Annotated in this window: 12 protein-coding genes and 1 tRNA gene; 5 read left to right on the top strand and 8 right to left on the bottom strand. The window is 73.0% G+C overall.

Annotation, left to right across the window (positions count from 1 at the left end; genetic code table 11):
* Positions 1-203 precede the first annotated feature (203 nt).
* From prfA to EDM22_RS15325, 8 genes are all read right to left on the bottom strand, one after another.
* On the bottom strand, positions 204-1,280 hold the full coding sequence (gene prfA / locus EDM22_RS15360) for a peptide chain release factor 1 (protein WP_122937964.1): 1,077 nt from the start codon (positions 1,278-1,280) through the stop codon (positions 204-206).
* A gap of 7 nt (positions 1,281-1,287) precedes the next feature.
* Positions 1,288-3,405, bottom strand: coding sequence for a transcription termination factor Rho (gene rho / locus EDM22_RS15355; protein WP_212591967.1), 2,118 nt, complete (start codon positions 3,403-3,405; stop codon positions 1,288-1,290).
* A 335-nt stretch (positions 3,406-3,740) separates the two neighbouring features.
* On the bottom strand, positions 3,741-4,691 hold the full coding sequence (gene thrB, locus EDM22_RS15350) for a homoserine kinase (protein ID WP_122937981.1): 951 nt from the start codon (positions 4,689-4,691) through the stop codon (positions 3,741-3,743).
* An 11-nt stretch (positions 4,692-4,702) separates the two neighbouring features.
* The gene (thrC, locus tag EDM22_RS15345) at positions 4,703-5,800 is read right to left on the bottom strand and encodes a threonine synthase (protein WP_122937962.1); all 1,098 of its coding nucleotides are present in this window, start codon (positions 5,798-5,800) and stop codon (positions 4,703-4,705) included.
* On the bottom strand, positions 5,797-7,107 hold the full coding sequence (locus EDM22_RS15340; RefSeq protein ID WP_122937961.1) for a homoserine dehydrogenase: 1,311 nt from the start codon (positions 7,105-7,107) through the stop codon (positions 5,797-5,799). The genes thrC and EDM22_RS15340 overlap by 4 nt, the downstream gene beginning before the upstream one ends.
* Positions 7,104-8,594: a diaminopimelate decarboxylase gene (lysA, locus tag EDM22_RS15335; RefSeq protein WP_122937960.1), complete on the bottom strand. Its 1,491-nt coding sequence runs from the start codon at positions 8,592-8,594 to the stop codon at positions 7,104-7,106. Before lysA ends, EDM22_RS15340 begins: the two co-directional genes overlap by 4 nt.
* 203 nt (positions 8,595-8,797) lie before the next feature.
* Complete coding sequence (locus EDM22_RS15330) at positions 8,798-9,601, bottom strand: LmeA family phospholipid-binding protein (protein ID WP_170964164.1); 804 nt, start codon at positions 9,599-9,601, stop codon at positions 8,798-8,800.
* 94 nt (positions 9,602-9,695) lie between these two features.
* Positions 9,696-11,369 (bottom strand): arginine--tRNA ligase, encoded by a 1,674-nt coding sequence (locus EDM22_RS15325; RefSeq protein ID WP_122937958.1) that lies wholly within the window; start codon positions 11,367-11,369, stop codon positions 9,696-9,698.
* 39 nt (positions 11,370-11,408) lie between these two features.
* Between EDM22_RS15325 and EDM22_RS15320 the strand changes: the two genes are divergently transcribed.
* The 5 genes from EDM22_RS15320 to EDM22_RS15300 all read left to right on the top strand — a co-directional run.
* Positions 11,409-12,032, top strand: a complete 624-nt coding sequence (locus tag EDM22_RS15320) for an iron ABC transporter ATP-binding protein (RefSeq protein ID WP_122937957.1) — start codon at positions 11,409-11,411, stop codon at positions 12,030-12,032.
* Positions 12,033-12,133: 101 nt separating this feature from the next.
* Positions 12,134-12,206, top strand: a tRNA-Arg gene (locus tag EDM22_RS15315).
* Positions 12,207-12,418: 212 nt separating this feature from the next.
* A complete protein-coding gene (locus tag EDM22_RS20195) occupies positions 12,419-14,443 on the top strand; it encodes a TPM domain-containing protein (protein ID WP_122937956.1) in 2,025 nt (674 codons plus the stop codon).
* Between the two features lie 62 nt (positions 14,444-14,505).
* The gene (locus tag EDM22_RS15305; RefSeq protein WP_122937955.1) at positions 14,506-15,243 is read left to right on the top strand and encodes a PspA/IM30 family protein; all 738 of its coding nucleotides are present in this window, start codon (positions 14,506-14,508) and stop codon (positions 15,241-15,243) included.
* 130 nt (positions 15,244-15,373) lie between these two features.
* The coding region (locus EDM22_RS15300; RefSeq protein ID WP_170964163.1) for a J domain-containing protein at positions 15,374-15,636 on the top strand (263 nt) is incomplete at its 3' end.

Genomic DNA, 15,636 nt, shown 5'->3' with positions numbered 1-15,636 from the left:
ACAGGACGACGCGCCGAGCGGGTCGCCGGAACAGGCGCACGGGCCGCGGTCGGTGGCGGGTGCTCCGGTTCTCGCCGCGCGAACCCGCGGCGATGGGCGGCGGCGTCGCTCGCTCGGCGCGCCGCCGGCCGCGGCCCGCCGACGCCGAGGGGCGGATGCCGCAGCATCCGCCCCTCGTCATGCTCCCGCGTTCGCGAGTGGCGTCACTCGTCGCCGAGGTGCGCGAGCCGTGCCTCCTCGTCGGCCTGGATCGCCGACTCGATGATCGGCTCGAGCGCGCCGTTCATGACCTGGTCGAGGTTGTACGACTTGTAGCCCGTGCGGTGGTCGGCGATGCGGTTCTCGGGGAAGTTGTACGTGCGGATGCGCTCGGAGCGGTCCATCGAGCGGATCTGCGACTTGCGCGCGTCGGAGGCCACCGCCGCGAGCTCCTCCTGCTGGCGCGCGAGCAGGCGGGCGCGCAGCACGCGCATCGCCGCCTCGCGGTTCTGCAGCTGCGACTTCTCGTTCTGCATCGACACGACGATCCCCGTGGGCAGGTGCGTGATGCGCACCGCGGAGTCGGTGGTGTTGACCGACTGGCCGCCGGGGCCCGACGAGCGGTAGACGTCGATCTTGAGGTCGTTCTGGTTGATGTCGACCTCTTCGGGCTCGTCGACCTCGGGGAAGACGAGCACGCCCGTCGTCGAGGTGTGGATGCGGCCCTGCGTCTCGGTGACGGGCACGCGCTGCACGCGGTGCACCCCGCCCTCGTACTTGAGGTGCGCCCACACGCCCTGCGACGGATCGGTGGCATTCGACTTGATCGCGACCTGCACGTCCTTGTAGCCGCCGAGGTCGGACTCGTTGCTGTCGAGCAGCTCGACCTTCCAGCCCTTCGACGCCGCGTACTGCATGTACATGCGCAGGAGGTCGCCGGCGAAGAGCGCGCTTTCGGCGCCGCCCTCGCCGCCCTTGATCTCCATGATGACGTCGCGGCCGTCGTCGGGATCGCGCGGGATGAGCAGGCGGCGGAGCCGCTCCTGCGCCTGCGCGAGGCCCTCCTCGAGCGAGGGGACCTCCTCGGCGAACGCCTCGTCCTCCTTCGCGAGCTCGCGGGCGGCGGCGAGGTCGTCCTGCGCCTGCAGCCACGCCGTGTGCGCGGCGACGATCCGGCTCAGCTCGGCGTAGCGCCGGTTGACCTTCTTCGCACGTGCGGCGTCGGCGTGCAGCGCGGGGTCGGCGAGCTCCTCCTGGAGCTCGCCGTGCTCCGCGAGCAGGGACTGGACCGACTCGAACACGCGGGCCTCAGCGGTGGTCGATCTCGTGGCCGTGCGAGTGCGCGGCCCCGTGACCGTTGCCGCCGACCGGCATCGACTTCTGCATGAGCAGGAGGAACTCGGCGTTCGACTGGGTCTCCTTCAGACGACCCAGCACCGCCTCGAGCGCCGGCTGCGGGTCGAGCCCGGCGAGGGCGCGACGCAGCTTCCACGTGATCTTGACCTCGTCGGCCGAGAGGAGCATCTCCTCGCGGCGGGTCGACGACGCGTTCACGTCGACGGCCGGGAAGATGCGCTTGTCGGCGAGCTGGCGCGAGAGGCGCAGCTCCGAGTTGCCGGTGCCCTTGAACTCCTCGAAGATCACCTCGTCCATCTTCGAGCCGGTCTCGACGAGCGCCGTGGCGAGGATCGTGAGCGAGCCGCCGTTCTCGATGTTCCGGGCCGCGCCGAAGAACCGCTTCGGCGGGTAGAGCGCCGAGGCGTCGACACCGCCCGAGAGGATGCGGCCGGAGGCCGGCGCCGCGAGGTTGTACGCGCGGCCGAGACGCGTGATCGAGTCGAGCAGCACGACGACGTCGTGCCCGAGCTCGACGAGGCGCTTCGCGCGCTCGATGGCGAGCTCGGCGACCGTCGTGTGGTCCTCGGCCGGGCGGTCGAAGGTCGAGGCGATGACCTCGCCCTTCACCGTGCGCTGCATGTCGGTGACCTCTTCGGGGCGCTCGTCGACGAGCACGACCATGAGGTGCACCTCGGGGTTGTTGATCGCGATGGCGTTCGCGATCTGCTGCAGCACGATGGTCTTGCCGGCCTTGGGCGGCGAGACGATCAGGCCGCGCTGGCCCTTGCCGATCGGCGCGATGAGGTCGATGATGCGCTGGGTGAGCTTGGTGGGCTCGGTCTCCATGCGCAGGCGCTCCTGGGGGTACAGGGGCGTGAGCTTCTGGAACTCGACGCGGGCCGCGGCCTCCTCGGCACTCTGGCCGTTGACCGAGTCGACCTTCACGAGCGCGTTGTACTTCTGGCGGCTGTTGCCGTCGCCGTCGCGCGGCTGCTTGATGGCGCCGACGACCGCGTCGCCCTTGCGCAGGTGGTACTTCTTCACCTGGCCGAGCGAGACGTAGACGTCGCTCGGACCCGGGAGGTAGCCCGTGGTGCGCACGAACGCGTAGTTGTCGAGCACGTCGAGGATGCCGGCGATCGGGATGAGCACGTCGTCGTCGAGGATCTCGGGCTCGAGCTCATCGGTGGCGCCGCCCTGGCCGCGGCGCTTGCGGTCGCGGTAGCGGTTGCGGCGTCCGCCCTCGCCCTCGGCCTGCTGCTGGTCGCCGCGGGCCTGGCCCTGCTGGCCGCGTCCGCCCTGCTCCTGCCGGCCGGACTCCACGTCGCCCTGGCGCTCGGTCTCGACCTGCTCGTCGGCGCGGCGGTTCTGGTCGGCGCGCTGGCCGCGCTGGCGGGCCTCGTCGCCGCGCTGGCGGGCCTCGTCGCCGCCCTGCTCGGGCTGCTTCTGCTCGCCCTGCTTCTGGGCCTCGGCGCGGTCGCCGCGCTCGCCGCCGCGGCGCCCGCGGTTGCGGCTGCGGCCCTGACGCGGTTCGCGCTCGGCGGACTGCTCCCCCTCACCCTCGCCCTCGGCGGGGCGGGTGCCGCGCCCGGCGTCGCCGGTGGCGGCAGCGAGCTCCTCGCGCACGGCGGCGCGGGCCGCCTCACGGGCCTCGTCGCTCGTGTCTCCCGCGGCTGCGGGCACGAGCTCGACACCGGCGGAGCCGGCGTTCGCGTGCTGTGCCGCGGCGGTCGCGCTCGTGGCGCGGCGCGGCTGGCGGCCGCGGCGCGCCGGCTCGGCACGCACCTCTGCGACGGATGCCTCGGCAGGCGCCTCCTCGGCGACGTCGGCGGTCTCGACGACCTCCGACGGCGTCGTCTCGACGTCCGCGGGCGGGGTCGCCTCGGACTCGTCGCCTGCGGTGGGCGCCTCGATCGTGTCGGCCTCGACGACCGCAGCCTCGAAGACGGGCGCGTCGACGACCGCGTCGACCTCGGCGATGCCGTCGTTGTGGGCGGAGATCAACTCCACGAGTTCTCCCTTTCGGCGCTTGGAGGCGCCGGGGATGCCGAGCGAGGAGGCGAGCTCCTGCAGTTCGGGCACCTTCATGGCGCTGAGCTGGGCGCGGGTCGCCACGCCGTCGACGTGGTCGGTTCCGATGGTCACTGGGTATGTTCCTTTCCCCTGGCCACGGATGAAACGCGACCCCGGAGAGCTGATCGCCCGAACGGGCTGGTCGTGCGCACGGAGGCGCAGACTGCGCAAGGGCGAAAGCAATGGATTGCTGGGAATTGCACGATGCGGCTGGAGCGCAAACGTCGCGTCGCCTGCCGGGTGCGCTCCAATCCTAACACCGACGAGCCGGTGCTCCCGACGCACGACGCGCCCTGGGGAGAACGGATGCCACGCGTGGCGCGAAGGTGCGGCGCTCGGACCCTGGCGGGTCAGCGCTCCGCACTCACCACCGTCGCGCCGAGGAAGTCGACCGCGAGCGGCAGCGCCTGCCACTCGGTGTCGGCCGCCTCCGTCGCGACGCGCACGGCATCCGCCCGCTCGCTCGGGTCGCTCGCGAGCACGAGGATCGAGGGGCCCGCGCCCGAGACGACCGCGGGGTGTCCGGCGGCGCGCAGCGCGCGGATGATCCGGTCGGTCTCGGGCATCGCCTCGGCCCGGTAGTGCTGGTGCAGCTTGTCCTCGGTGGCCGCGAGCAGGAGCTCGGGGCTCTGGATGAGCGCCGCGACGAGGAGCGCCGACCGGGAGACGTTGAAGACGGCGTCCTCGTGCGGGACGGACTCGGGCTGCAGGCTCCGCGCGAGCGCCGTCGACATCTCGTGCTCGGGGACGAACACGAGCGGCGAGACGCCGCGGTGCACCATGAGCTTCTTGTGCCGCGGCCCCTCGGGCGTGGTCCAGGCGATCGTGAGACCGCCGAACAGCGCCGGGGCGACGTTGTCGGGGTGGCCCTCGAGCTCGGTCGCGAGGTCGAGCAGCTCGTCGGGCGAGATCTCGATCTCGGGCTCGAGCAGGCCCTTCGCGGCCATCACGCCGGCGACGATCGCGGCCCCGGAGGAGCCGAGGCCGCGTCCGTGGGGGATCGAGTTGTGCGCGACGAGCCGCAGCGGCGGCAGGGCGAGTCCGTAGCGCGCGAACGTGTGCGCGATCGCGCGCACGACGAGGTGCGACTCGTCGAGCGGCACCTCTCCCTCGCCCACGCCGTGCACCTCGATCTCGAGCCCGGAGTCGATGACCGAGATGTCGAGCTCGTCGTACCGCGCCAGCGCGAGGCCGAGCGTGTCGAAGCCGGGTCCCAGGTTCGCCGACGTCGCGGGCACCTTGACGTGCACGCTGCGTCCCGCGAGGCCCTGCGCGGGCGCGAGGCCGGCCTCGGGTGCCATCGCACCGCCCGTCATGACGTGAGTCCCAGTACCGCGGCGACCTCGGCGACGTCGACGGGCACGACCGTGGGCTGCACCTCGGTGCCGTCGCCGCGGCGCAGGCCCCACTGCGGGTCCTTCAGTCCGTGGCCGGTGACCGTGAGCACGACACGCGCGCCCTTGGGGATGACGCCGGCCTCGGCGCGCTCGAGGAGGCCCGCGACGCTGATCGCCGATGCGGGTTCGACGAAGATGCCGACCTCGGCGGAGAGGATGCGCTGCGCCTCGAGGATCTTGTCGTCGTCGATCGCGCCGAAGTAGCCGTCGGTCGCGTCGCGCGCCTCGAGGGCGAGCTCCCACGAGGCGGGGTTGCCGATGCGGATCGCGCTCGCGATCGTCTCGGGGTGGCGCACGATCTCGCCGCGCACGATCGGCGCGGAGCCCGAGGCCTGGAAGCCGAACATGCGGGGCAGCCGCGTGGCGTTGCCCGCCGCGATGTCCTCGCGGTAGCCGCGCGTGTAGGCGGTGTAGTTGCCCGCGTTGCCGACCGGGATGAAGTGGAAGTCGGGCGCGTCGCCGAGCACCTCGACGACCTCGAAGGCGCCGGTCTTCTGGCCCTCGATGCGGTCGTTGTTCACCGAGTTCACGAGGTGCACCGGGTAGTTCGCGGCGAGCTCGCGGGCGATGTCGAGGCAGTCGTCGAAGTTGCCCTGGATCTGCAGCAGCTCCGCGTCGTGCGCGATGGCCTGGCTCAGCTTGCCCATCGCGATCTTGCCCTCGGGCACGAGCACCGCCGCCTTGATGCCGGCGTGGGTGGCGTAGGCCGCGGCCGAGGCCGAGGTGTTGCCGGTCGACGCGCAGATGACGACCTTCGCGCCGCGCTCGACGGCCTTGGTGACGGCCATGGTCATGCCGCGGTCCTTGAAGGAGCCCGTGGGGTTCATGCCCTCGAACTTCACCCACACGTCGGCGCCCGTGCGCCGCGAGAGCGCGGGCGCGGGCAGGAGCGGCGTGCCGCCCTCGCCGAGGGTCACGATCGGGGTGGCGTCCGTGACGTCGAGGCGGTCTGCGTACTCTCGGATGACTCCGCGCCACTGGCGCGACGTCGCCTTCGGGGTGGGGTGGTTCACTCTGCTCCTTCGACTCGGATGACGGACGCGACGGATGCGACGACGGGGCTGTCGGCGAGCGCGGCGACGGTCTCTGCGAGGGCGGATTCGCGCGCCTCATGGGTGCCGATCACCAGCGTAGCCCTGCCGGTCTCATCGCTGATGGTCTGCTGGAGTTCGCCGACCGACACTCCGTGGTCGGCGAAGACGTGGGCGATCGTCGCGAGCACGCCGGGCTGGTCGGCGGCCTCGAGCGTGATCGCGTACCGCGTGGTGATGCGGCCGATGTCGAGCACCGGCAGCGCGGCGTGGATCGACTCGGCCGTGCCCGGGCCGCCGAGCACGTGCCGGCGCGCGATCGCGACGAGGTCGCCGAGCACGGCCGAGGCGGTCTGCACTCCCCCGGCGCCGGCGCCGTAGAACATGAGCGGCCCGGCGGCGGCGGCCTCGACGAACACGGCGTTGTTGGCTCCGTGCACGGCAGCGAGGGGGTGGCTGCGGTGCACCATGGCCGGGTAGACGCGGGCGGAGACGCCCTCGACGCCGGTCTCGGCATCCGTCAGCCGCTCGCAGATCGCGAGGAGCTTGACGACGTAGCCGGCGCGCTTGGCCGACTCGACCTGCGCCGCGGTGACGCCCGTGATGCCCTCGCGGTGCACGGCGTCGACCGGCACGCTCGTGTGGAAGGCGAGGCTCGCGAGGATCGCGGCCTTCTGCGCGGCGTCGTAGCCGCCGATGTCGGCGGTGGGGTCGGCCTCGGCGTAGCCGAGCTCGGTTGCGGTGGCGAGGGCGTCCTCGAGCGAGGCGCCCGTCGTGTCCATGCGGTCGAGGATGAAGTTCGTGGTGCCGTTCACGATGCCGAGGATGCGGTCGATGCGGTCGCCGGCGAGGCTGTCGCGCAGGGGGCGGATGATCGGGATCGCCCCGCCCACCGCCGCCTCGTACGACAGCTGGGCGCCCACCTGCTCCGCGGCGGCGAAGAGCTCGGGGCCGTGCGTCGCGAGCAGCGCCTTGTTGCCCGTGACGACGTCGGCGCCCGACGCGATCGCCTGCAGCACGAGGGTGCGCGCCGGCTCGATGCCGCCCATGAGCTCGATGACGATGTCGGCGCCGATGATGAGCGATTCCGCGTCGGTCGTGAACAGCTCCCGGGGCAGGTCGGCGTCACGCGGCGCGTCGACGTCGCGCACGGCGATGCCGACGAGCTCGAGGCGCGCGCCGATGCGGTTCGCCAGCTCGTCGCCCTGCTCGATGAGGAGCCGTGCGACCTGCGAGCCCACGGATCCGGCGCCGAGCAGCGCCACTCGGATGGAACGGTATTCGATCATTCGGTGACTCCGGGTGCCTCGTCGTCGGGTGCGGCGGTGGGAACGGTGATGACGGCGGTGGGGGTCGCGGATGCCGCGGGGCCGGCGCGGCCCGGCTCCGCCGGGTCGAGGTCCGCGTCGCGCGCGCGCAGGTCGGACTCGGTCTCACCGCGCACGATCACGCGGGCGACCCCGTCGCGGACGGCGACGACGGGCGGACGCGGCACGTGGTTGTAGTTGTTCGACAGCGACCAGCAGTACGCCCCCGTCGCGGCGACCGCGAGCAGGTCGCCGGGGGCGACGTCGTGCGGCAGGTACTCGGCGTCGACCACGATGTCGCCCGACTCGCAGTGCTTGCCGGCGACGCGCACGAGCGCCGGCTCGGCCTCCGAACGGCGCGACGCGATGCGAGCGGAGTAGTCGGCGCCGTAGAGCGCGGTGCGCGCGTTGTCGCTCATCCCGCCGTCGACCGAGACGTAGTGGCGCCACACGCCCCCGTCGAGCGGCACCGGCTTCACGGTGCCGACGGTGTAGAGGGTGACGCCCGCGGGCCCGATGATGGAGCGGCCGGGCTCGAAGGCGAGCCTCGGCACGGGCACGCCGTTGGCGCGGCATCCTTCGGCCACCGCCTGCGCGATGCCGAGCGCGATGCGCTCGATGGGCTCGGGCTCGTCGGCCGAGGTGTAGGCGATGCCGAAGCCGCCGCCCAGGTTGAGCTCGGGCACGGGTGCGGTGCGCGAGAGCTCGGCGTGCGCGGCGAGGAGGCGTTCGGCCGACTCGGCGAATCCCGCGGAGTCGAAGATCTGGGAACCGATGTGGCAGTGCAGGCCCACGAAGTCGAGCGAGGGGCGCGAGCGGATGCGCTCGCCGAGCTCGACGGCATGGTCGAGCGAGACGCCGAACTTCTGGTCCTCGTGGGCGGTCGCGAGGAACTCGTGCGTCGAGGCGTGCACGCCCGAGTTGACGCGCAGGCGCACCCGCTGCCGGATGCCGGCGCGCGCCGCGGCATCCGCCACCCGCTCGATCTCGATCTCGCTGTCGATCACGATCGTGCCCACGCCCGCGGCCACCGCACGCTCGATCTCGCCGACCGACTTGTTGTTGCCGTGGAACCCGAGGCGCGCGGGCTCGGCGCCCGCGGCGAGCGCGACGGCGAGCTCGCCGCCGGTGCAGACGTCGATCGAGAGCCCCGCCTCGGTCATCCACCGCACGACGGCGCCCGAGAGGAACGCCTTGCCCGCGTAGTAGACCGTGACCTGCGTTCCGACGGATGCCGCGGCCGCCTCGAACGCCGCGAGCGTGCGCGCCGCGCGCGACCGCGCCACCTGCTCGTCGACGACGTAGAGGGGGGTGCCGAAGTCGCGCGCGAGCGCGACGGCGTCGACCCCGCCGACGACGAGGCGGCCGGCGTCATCGCGATGGGCGCCCTCGGGCCAGACCTGCGGTGTGAGCGCGTTGGGGTCGGCGGGCGCGCGGAGCCACGACGGGGCGGGTGCGCTGGATGCCACGGGGAACCTCACGGGACGATGGAACTGCGATCACTCGGACGGCGAGCGAACCCGGATCGGTTCCTGAAGCCTCGGTGCAGGACCGCCCTTGTGGGGCGGCGTACCCTGCGAGTGTACCGAGGGCCGTCACCGGGGCCGAATCGGGCGTCGTCTTGCGTCGCGGAAGCCGCCGCCGCCCGCGTCAGCCCCGGCGGGGCGCCGGTTCAGCCGCACGACCCCGTGGTCTCGAGGCTCGCGTCGTCGAACACGACGTCGCTCGCCTCGACGCGCACGCTGACCTCGCCGGGGGTGACGGTGATGTCGTTCACCTCGGCGCCCGCCGGCAGGTGCTCGGCCACGCAGACGGGCACCGGGGTGCCGTCGAGCAGCTGGTCGACGAGGTCGGACGCGTCGAACCGGCCGCCGAGCGCGCTCACGTCGACGCCTTGCGCGCGCAGCAGCACCGTGTCGCCCGCGGCCTCGACGACGGCGGTCACCGTGTAGTCGACCGGGATGCCGAGCACGCGCACGCTGCCGTCGTACCCGACGACGCCGTCGCCGAGGGTGACGCCGCCCGGGATGTCCTGCAGCGCGATGAGGTCGTTGACCGTGGCCTCGCTCGCGGTGACCGTCGCCTCGACCCGGCCGATCGCGGCCCCCTGCTCGATCGGCACGTCGGTCGCGACGAGCTCGACGCCGACCGGGGAGCCCTGCACGGTGACCTCGGGCGCCGAGACGGTGATCTCGTCCATGGTTCCGCCGAGGTACTGCGCGATGACGGAGCCGCCGCCGATCTTCACGGCGACGTCGGCCTCGACCCCGGCCGGCAGCCCCGCCTCGATCTCGTCGGCCACGCGCTGCTCGGCGATGTTGCGGATCACGACGTCGGCGGCGACGAACAGGGCGAGCACGCCCACCACGATCGCCGCGAGGATCAGGGCGATGCGGGCGCCGCGGCCGACCCGGCGCCGCCGCGGCGGTTCGGCGCCGTCGGGGATCGGAATCGTGTCGGGCTCGGATGCTGCCATGACTGCCTCCATCGGGAATGCCGGGTGGTGCGTCGGGTGGTGCGCGGTCTCGGTCGGTCGGTGCGCCCGGCGGGGGCGCGCGGCATCCGCTCGGCTACATGCGCTCGGGCGCCGAGACGCCCAGCAGGTCGAGGCCGTTGCGGATGACGGTGCCCGTGGCGTCGTTCAGCCACAGTCGTGTGCGCTGCAGGTCGCCGACGGGCTCGTCGCCGAGCGGCAGCACGCGGCAGTTGTCGTACCAGCGGTGGTAGAGGCCTGCGAGCTCCTCGATGTAGCGGGCGACGCGGTGCGGCTCGCGGAGTTCGGCCGACTGCGCGACGATGCGCGGGAACTCCTGCAGCGCGCCGAGCAGCGCCGACTCGGTCTCGTGCTCGAGCAGCTCCGGGGCGAACGACGAGCGGTCGACGCCGGATGCCAGCGCGTTCCGCGCGACCGCCGAGGTGCGCGCGTGCGCGTACTGCACGTAGAACACGGGGTTGTCGTTCGTGCGGCGCTGCAGGATCTCGGGGTCGATCGTGAGCGGCGAGTCGGCCGGATAGCGCGCGAGCGTGTACCGGAGCGCGTCGGTGCCGAGCCACGCCTGCAGGTCGTCGAGCTCGATGATGTTGCCGGCGCGCTTGGAGAGCTTCGCTCCGTTGATGCTCACGAGCTGGCCGATGAGCACCTCGATGTCGCGCTCGGGGTCGTCGCCCGCCGCCCCCGCGAGCGCCTTGAGGCGGTGCACGTACCCGTGGTGGTCGGCGCCGAGGAGGTAGATCTTGTGCTCGAAGCCGCGGTCGCCCTTGTCGAGGTAGTAGGCGGCGTCGGCGGCGAAGTAGGTGTAGACGCCGTTGCCGCGGCGGATGACCCTGTCTTTGTCGTCGCCGAAGTCGGTCGTGCGCACCCAGACCGCATCGTCTTCGTCGTACACGTGGCCCTGGGCGCGCAGGCGCTCGACGGCCGCGTCGACGGCCGAGACGCCCTCGTCGTCCTTCGCGTGCAGGGCGCGCTCGCTCGTCCACACGTCGAAGTGCACGTTGAAGCGCTCGAGCGAGGCGCGGATCTCGCCGAGCTGGAGCTCGTACGCGATCTCGCGCGCGGTGTGCAGCGCGACGTCGTCGTCGAGCTCGAGCAGGTGCGGCTCCCGCTCGAGCACGCGCGCGGCGAGATCGGTCACGTACTGTCCGGGATAGCCGTTCTCGGGCGTGGGCTCGCCCTTCGCGGCCGCCAGCACGGAGGCGCCGAAGTTGTCCATCTGGTTGCCGGCGTCGTTGATGTAGTACTCGTTGGCGACCTTGGCGCCCGCGGCGCGGAGCACGCGCCCGATCGAGTCGCCGAGGGCCGCCCAGCGGGTGTGCCCGATGTGCAGCGGTCCGGTGGGGTTCGCCGACACGAACTCGAGGTTGATGACCCGGCCCGTGAGCGTCTCGCTGTGCCCGTACGCGGCGCCCGCATCGACGATCGTCTTCGCGAGCGCGCCCGCCGCGGCGGCCTCGAGGCGGATGTTGATGAACCCGGGGCCGGCGACCTCGGCCGAGGCGACGCCGTCGACGTCGGCGAGTCCGGCCGCGAGCTCGGTCGCGAGCTCGCGGGGGTTCGACCCGAGCGGCTTGGCGATGCGCATCGCGATGTTCGAGGCCCAGTCGCCGTGCTCGCGGAGCTTGGGCCGCTCGAGCGCCACGGCCTCGGGCGACAGCTCGAGGACGACCTCGTCGCCCGCCGCGCGGCGTCGCTCGACCAGGGCGTTCACGAGGTCGAACAGGGCACGCGAGAGATCGGCGGGAGTCACCAGCAAATCCTACCCGTGACGATTGGTAGGGTTCGTCACATGCCGCGCCCGAACACCCTGCTCCGTGCCCTCCAGACCGGCCTCGCGCTCGCCGCGGCGAGCTCGGCGCTCCTGCTCTCGGGGTGCGCGACGGCGGGCGCCGATCCGACGGAGTCGCCGGTCCCGAGCGCCTCCGGCACGGCGGCTCCGGTCGAGCCCACCGCGGTCCCCACGCCCGAGCCGACCGAGGAGCCGGTGCCGTTCGAGGTGGCGTGCGACGCGATCCTCACCCCGCAGGACGTGTACGACTTCAACCCGAACTTCGGAGCCGAGCCCGGCTACACGCCGGCCGCGGCGGGGGTCGTCGGCGTCGTGGAGGAGTCGGGCACGGCGTGCGGCTGGGTCAACCAGACGAGCGGCGAGGTCATCGAGGTGGGCGTCGCCACGCCGCCGCCGGGCGCCCTCGAGGCGCGCATGAACACTGCGGCGCTCGGGGGCACGCCGGTGCCCACGTACGGCACGCCGCCCGCGGTCGAGGGCTACTTCTCGCAGGGCGGCGGCACCGGCGAGGCACAGGTCTTCTCCGGCCCGTACTGGATCGTCATCTCGTCCGAGGCGCTGTTCGAGCCCGGCGACGCGGCGCAGCTCGTCGCGGCGATCCTCGGCAATCTCCCGCCCGCCTGATCGCTGCGACCCGCCCGCCTCGGCGGCGGCGCGGGGCGGTGCTCGTGGGCGTCCGCCCGTGCGGATCGATGCCGGGCAAGTGGTAGTGTCTCTTGCTGTGCGCCTCCGTAGCTCAGGGGATAGAGCGCCGGTTTCCGGTACCGTAGGTCGGGGGTTCGAATCCCTCCGGGGGCACGTTGTGAAGGGCCGGGCGACTCAGTGATCTGGGAGCCCGGCTCGTTCCGTGTCCGGGCGTCGATCGCCGCGGCGTAGGCGCGTGGAGTTCCGCGCTCGATGAATCGGTGCGCCCGATCCTGAACGTCGGCTGAACGTCGGCTCGACACCCTTTCCCGGGCATCCGCACCCGCCCTAGACTCGGCAGCGTCCGTGAGGGAAGGCGCTGGTGCATGCGTTCGGTACGTGGGGGTTCGATCGTCGTCGCTGGGCTCCTGGCGGTCGGGCTGGTCCTCGCACCGGTCGCGGCCGCCTGGGCGGAAGACCCGGTGACGTTCGGCGCATCGCCCGTCGTCGACGCAGCCGGCGTGCTCACGACCGCTGAGATCGCCGACATCGAGGCCGCCATCGACGCGACCGCGAACGCGAACGGTCGTCAGCTCTTCGTCGCGTACGTCGACCAGTTCACGAACCCGGCGGATGCCGTGGGCTGGGCGACCGACACGGCGAACGCGAACAACCTCGGCACCGAGGACTACCTGCTGGCGGTCGCGGTCGACGGGCGCGCCTACTACCTCTCGGCGGCCAGTGACGCGTCGCTCTCGCAGCAGGACACCGACCGCATCAGCCTGGAGTCGATCGAACCGAAGCTGCGCCAGGAGGACTGGGCGGGCGCGGCGATCGCCGCCGCGCAGGCGCTGGGCGAATCCGCAGGCGGCGGAGGAGGCGGCGGCTGGGGCTTCGTCTGGTTCATCGTCATCGGCGCGGCGGTCGTCGCGGTCGTCGCGATCGTGCTGGCCCGGCGGCGGAAGGGCGGCCGGGCCGGACGCGCTCCCGCACCCGGCGTTCCCGCGGCCGCGCCGCCGGTGCCGATCGAGGACCTGCGCCGCCAGGCCGGCGGTGCCCTCGTGCAGGCCGACGACGCCATCAAGACGAGCGAGGAGGAACTCGGCTTCGCGGTCGCCGCGTACGGCGACGAGGCGACGGCCGACTTCCGCGCCGCGCTCGAGGCCGCGAAGGGCAAGCTGCGCGAGGCCTTCACCCTGCAGCAGCAGCTCGACGACGCCCGCCCCGACAGCGACGACGAACGCCGGCAGTGGTACGGCGGCATCCTGAAGCTCGCCGGCGAAGCCGATGCGATGCTCGACGAGCAGACCGAGCGCTTCGACGCACTGCGCAAGCTCGAGCAGAACGCGCCCGAGGCGCTCGCCCGAGTCGAGGCCGAGGCGCAGCACGCCGAGGCGCAGATCGCGCCCGCGGCGCAGCGCCTCGCCGCCCTCCAGGCGCAGTACTCCGCGACGGCGCTCGCCACCGTCGCCGACAACATCGAGCAGGCCCGTTCGCGCATGACCTTCGCCCGGAACTCCATGGATGCGGCGCGCACCGCGATCGCAGCGGCCGACACGAGCGAGGCCGCCATCGACATCCGCGCCGCCGAGGAGGCGGTCGATCAGGCGAAGCTCCTCACCTCGGCCATCGAGCGGCTCGCCGGCGAACTCGACGCCGGGGACAAGGCGATCGCCGCGGGCGTCGCCGACCTCGAATCCGACGTGCAGGTCGCGCGTGGACTGCCGGGCGAGCAGCTCGACCCGCTCGCCGACCGCGTCGCGGCCGAGGCCGCGGCGCTGCGGACGGCGGTGGCGCAGCCCGGCCGCACCCTGCTCGAGCTCAAGAACCGGCTCGATCGGGCGAACGCGGAGATCGACGCGGCGATCCAGGGAGCCCGCGATGCGGCCGCGCAGGAGCAGCGCACCGCCGCCCAGCTGCAGCGCACCCTGCTCGCCGCCAAGGCGCAGGTGCAGGCCGCGGAGGACTACCTCGTGGCCCGGCGCGGCGCGATCGGCGCGGAGGCGCGTACGCGACTCGCCGAGGCGGGGCGCCTCGTCGTCGAGGCGGAGACGGTCGCGGCATCCGACCCGGCACGTGCGCTCGCGACGGCGCAACGCGCCGAGCAGCTGGCGGGTCAGGCGATGTCGCTCGCGCAGCAGGACGTCGGCGGATTCGGCGGCGGCCCGGGCGGCGGCATGTTCGGCGGCGGGCCGGCGCAGGGTTCCGGTGGCGGCGGCGGCGACCTCTTCGGCGCGGTGCTCGGCGGCATCCTCATCAACTCCGTGCTCGGCGGCGGAGGCGGCGGAGGCGGGCGCGGCGGTGGATTCGGCGGCGGGTTCGGCGGCGGGTTCGGCGGCGGCGGACGCTCCCCCGGCAGCTTCGGGGGTTCGGCGACGCGCTCCCGCCGCGGGAGCGGGGGCCGATTCTGAGCCCGCACGACTGACTCCGACGACACGACGACCCCGAACGACCACGAGGAAAGGAAACCGACATGGCCAAGCAGTCCATCTTCGGACGCATCTCGCAGCTCCTGCGGGCGAACATCAACGCACTCATCGACCAGGCCGAAGACCCGCAGCTCATGCTCGACCAGATGGTGCGGGACTTCACCAACAGCATCGCCGACGCCGAGGCGGCGATCGCCGAGACCATCGGCAACCTGCGCCTCCTCGAGGACGACCACGCGCAGGACGTCGAGGCGGCCCGCGAGTGGGGCGACAAGGCGCTCGCCGCGAGCCGCAAGGCCGACGAGCTCCGCGCGGCCGGCAACGCCGCCGACGCCGACAAGTTCGACAACCTCGCCAAGGTGGCACTGAGCCGCCAGATCTCGTCGGAGAACGAGGCGAAGTCGGCCGAGCCGCAGATCGCCGCGCAGACGGAGGTCGTCGACAAGCTGAAGTCGGGCCTCAACGGCATGAAGCAGAAGCTCGTCGAACTGCAGAACAAGCGCGCAGAGCTCGTGGCGCGGGCGAAGTCGGCCCAGGCCCAACGGCAGGTGCAGGACGCCGTCAAGTCGATCGACGTCCTCGACCCGACGAGCGAGATCGGGCGGTTCGAAGACAAGATCCGCCGCGAGGAGGCGCTCGTGCGCGGCCAGGCCGAGCTCGCGGCGTCGAGCCTCGACGCGCAGTTCAACGAGCTCGACGACCTGGGCGAGCTCACCGAGGTCGACGCACGGCTCGCTGCGCTCAAGGCCGGCGGCTCGTCGCAGGGCGCGATCTCGGACTGACCGCACGGTGACGGATGCCGCGGCTCGCGATCGAGCTGCGGCATCCGCGTGTCCGGGCCTCCGCTGCGACCTCGCCGAGAGTCGCCGGCGGCCCCTCGTCACGCGGGCCGCGCGGGGTTACGGTTGCCACATGACGCCGGACGAGGCCGCCGCGGTGCTCGGCATCGGCCGTGACGCCGACGAGACCGCGATCGATCGCGCATACCGCCGGCTGGCGCGCGAACTGCATCCCGACCGGTACGTCGGCGCGCCCGCCACGGCGGTGCGGGCTGCGAGCGACCGCTTCATCGACGTCACGCGAGCTCGCGAGGTGCTGCTGGGGTCCGCGGCCGCGCGCACGCGCGCGGGAGCGGGTGCCGGGGCCGGCGCCGGCATGGGCGCGGCCGCGCCGCC

The organism is Agromyces tardus, assembly GCF_003710805.1.
GTDB lineage: Bacteria > Actinomycetota > Actinomycetes > Actinomycetales > Microbacteriaceae > Agromyces > Agromyces tardus.
This window is presented reverse-complemented; position numbering and strand designations above follow the sequence as displayed.

Excerpts from the sequence above, each read along its gene's own strand:
- rho (WP_212591967.1), bottom strand. The coding sequence starts at position 3,405 with ATGAAGGTGCCCGAACTGCAGGAGCTCGCCTCCTCGCTCGGCATCCCC.
- thrB (WP_122937981.1), bottom strand. The coding sequence starts at position 4,691 with ATGGCACCCGAGGCCGGCCTCGCGCCCGCGCAGGGCCTCGCGGGACGC.
- EDM22_RS15340 (WP_122937961.1), bottom strand. The coding sequence starts at position 7,107 with ATGATCGAATACCGTTCCATCCGAGTGGCGCTGCTCGGCGCCGGATCC.
- EDM22_RS15330 (WP_170964164.1), bottom strand. The coding sequence starts at position 9,601 with ATGGCAGCATCCGAGCCCGACACGATTCCGATCCCCGACGGCGCCGAA.
- EDM22_RS15320 (WP_122937957.1), top strand. The coding sequence starts at position 11,409 with ATGCCGCGCCCGAACACCCTGCTCCGTGCCCTCCAGACCGGCCTCGCG.
- EDM22_RS20195 (WP_122937956.1), top strand. The coding sequence starts at position 12,419 with ATGCGTTCGGTACGTGGGGGTTCGATCGTCGTCGCTGGGCTCCTGGCG.
- EDM22_RS15305 (WP_122937955.1), top strand. The coding sequence starts at position 14,506 with ATGGCCAAGCAGTCCATCTTCGGACGCATCTCGCAGCTCCTGCGGGCG.